This is a genomic window from Nitrososphaera sp., from assembly GCF_050748925.1.
Lineage (GTDB): Archaea > Thermoproteota > Nitrososphaeria > Nitrososphaerales > Nitrososphaeraceae > Nitrososphaera.
In genome coordinates this window covers 1-2561 of the sequence record NZ_JBOGQF010000190.1, presented here as the reverse complement: position 1 = coordinate 2561, position 2561 = coordinate 1, and the positions used below count along the sequence as shown (strand labels likewise).

Sequence of the window (2561 nt, the reverse complement as noted above, 5' to 3'; positions counted from 1 at the left end):
ACTCGGAGATATAGTTTACGATGGACAGGATGCTGTCGTAGCGCGGGTCAGCCGTGTGCGAAAACAAGAGCTCGAGCCTGTCGTGGATGTCGCCAAGCTCGTAGGAATACGCCTTGCTGTTTTTCGGCACTATGGCCGAGTTGGGCTTGCCGTCGCTTCCCCTCGGCAAATAGTAGGTGACGTTTGAAAATGGCTCTGCGCTAAGGCCCAGCAGCTTGAATAATTTCGCGTCTTCCTTGCCAAACTTTTCGCCTTCCCTGGAATCGATCTGGAGCAGCTCTTGCTCCTTGGTGTTAAAGACTATGAGGCTCGCGCCCTCCCTGGACAGCTTTTGGTATGCCGCCTGGAGCAAGAAAAGCAGGTAGCTGGTCTTGCGGTTTCCCGAAATGCCGGCCGCGTTTACGTGCGCCGTGTCCGGGCCTGCCAGGTACGACACGTCAAGGGACACCGGGACCTGCAGGCCGTTTGTCATCTCTATGACTCCTGCAGGCACGGGGTTTGCCATCTCGGGTATGCCCAGGGCAAAAAGCACCTCCTTGGCGTCTGCCAGCCTCACCTTCCTGCCCGGCATCACCGGCATGCCTGCCAAAGAAGGAGTGTTTGCCAGGATTGCTGCCTTGGCAGCCATGGTGCCTTCTTTAGAATACGAGTCGGCTTTTCCTGACGGGATTACCTGCAGGTCGTTTACGATCCCGATGATCCTCTCTTTCTGTGCGTTCTTGACCGACACAAAATCAAACGGCCTCACGGCGGCGCCGTCCTTTACCGAGAACCAGAAATCGTCGATGTTGCTAGCGAGGGCCTTTGAGACTATGGTCGCGCCGACAGCGCCGTCCTGATGCGCAGGCTTGCTCATCTTACGCAACCCTGCCGGTTTTGCCAGCTGCCATCCCTGTATTGTAGGCCGGCCATTTTTAAAACAGATTCGCCACCGGGTTCTGCAAGGCAACTTTTAAAAAGAATTGCCCGCAAACCACCTGCATGTCGCCTGCCAAGAAAAAGTTCATGATTGTAGCGGCAGGTGGGGCGGCCATCATCGTCTACGCAGTCGTGAAACTCGTCCTTACCTTGAACTCTTGAAGAAAAGTTCCTTTGCCGCCTTGACCGTTCCCTCTATCGTGTGGTCCTGCGCTTCGCGGTATCTCACGCCCCTCTTTTCCAGCTCGGCGCTGGTGAAAGGGCCGATCGATATCGCCTCCACGTTCTCAAGGCTCGCCTCCATCCTGGCCATCAGCTCAAAAAACGCCCGGACGTTGGACGCGCTCGTAAACACCACAGCATCGACGATGCCGGCTGCAAGCATCTTCTGAAACTCTTGCCACGCAGGAGTCACGCCCCCCGTGCGCACGGTGTACAGGAGCACCTCGTCCACTTCCATGCCAAGGTCCGACAGCGCCTTGGCCGCAAACTCGTTGGCCTCGCCGCTCCTCGGGATGATTATCTTCTTGCCTTTCGGGTTTTTCCCGGCCAGCATCTCTGCAAGCCCGACAGAAGAGTATGTATCCGGCATCATGTCGACGCTGACGCCGTGCTCTTCAAGCTCCTGCTTTGTCCTGGGGCCGACAGCTATCACCCCGGTGGGCATCAGAGCAGCCCGCACGTCGGCGAGTCCAAAGAGCACCCGCACCGCCTGCGCGCTCATAAAGGCGCAATAGTCGTGCTTTTTTTCACTTAGCAATGCGATGAATTCATGGCCTGCTATGGGTCCCGCAGGGACTATCTCTATGGCAGGAACTGCGACTGCCGTGCCGCCTTCCGCCTTTACCAGGAGCGAAAACTCTCTCGCTTCCTGCTCGCTCCTGGTTATGGCTATGACGCGGTCATACAGGCCCGGAGCTTTTGCCACCCTTGAACCACCCGATCTTTTCATGCAAAGAAGCGACCTTGCCAATCACGACTATGGCTGGCGGCCGGACGTTGTTCCTGGCTGCAAGGCGCGCGGCGCCTGCCAGCGTGCCCGTGACCACGCGCTGCCTGTCCGTGGTGCCGCTTTCGACTATGGCCACTTTAGTGGTTTTCTTCATGCCCCCTTTTATCAGGTCACGCGATATCTGCTCCAGCTGGCCTATGCCCATCAATACGACTATAGTATCAACTGCGCCGGGCAGTTTTTTCCAGTTCACAGACGTCTCGCCCTTGTTGTCCTCGCCCTCGTGGCCGGTCACTATTGCTACTGATGACGAGTGCTGCCTGTGCGTCAGCGGTATCCCCGCGTAGGCAGGGGACGCTATCGCGGAAGTGATGCCTGGCACTATCTCAAACTCTATTCCGTGCTCTAGCAGGTATTCGGCCTCCTCTGCGCCGCGGCCATAGATGAACGGGTCGCCCCCCTTGAGCCGGAGCACGCTCTTACCCTTTTTGGCGTGCTGGACCATCAGCTCGTTGGTGCGTTTTTGGTGAGTAGTCGGGTCTCCTACCGCCCTTCCCACGTACACTTTTTCAGTGCCCGCGGGCATCTGGTCGACTATCCCCTGCCCCACCAGCCTGTCGTACAGGATGACGTCGCACGATCTCACAAGCTCCATCGCCCTGACTGTCATGAGCCCCGCGTCGCCGGGCCC

At 57.8% G+C, this 2561-nt stretch carries 2 protein-coding genes and 1 pseudogene; all 3 read right to left on the bottom strand.

Annotated elements, in window-relative coordinates; all coding sequences use genetic code 11:
• Window positions 1–856: pseudogene (locus tag ACREAY_RS11260) on the bottom strand (hypothetical protein); the annotation flags it as partial.
• A 207-nt stretch (window positions 857–1063) separates the two neighbouring features.
• Window positions 1064–1870, bottom strand: coding sequence for a uroporphyrinogen-III synthase (locus ACREAY_RS11255; protein ID WP_431755866.1), 807 nt, complete (start codon window positions 1868–1870; stop codon window positions 1064–1066).
• The coding region (cobA, locus tag ACREAY_RS11250) for a uroporphyrinogen-III C-methyltransferase (protein WP_431755865.1) at window positions 1821–2561 on the bottom strand (741 nt) is incomplete at its 5' end. The genes cobA and ACREAY_RS11255, both read right to left, overlap by 50 nt.

Bases quoted from the DNA above. Each gene is read 5' to 3' on its own strand.
- ACREAY_RS11255 (WP_431755866.1), bottom strand. From the start codon at position 1,870: ATGAAAAGATCGGGTGGTTCAAGGGTGGCAAAAGCTCCGGGCCTGTAT.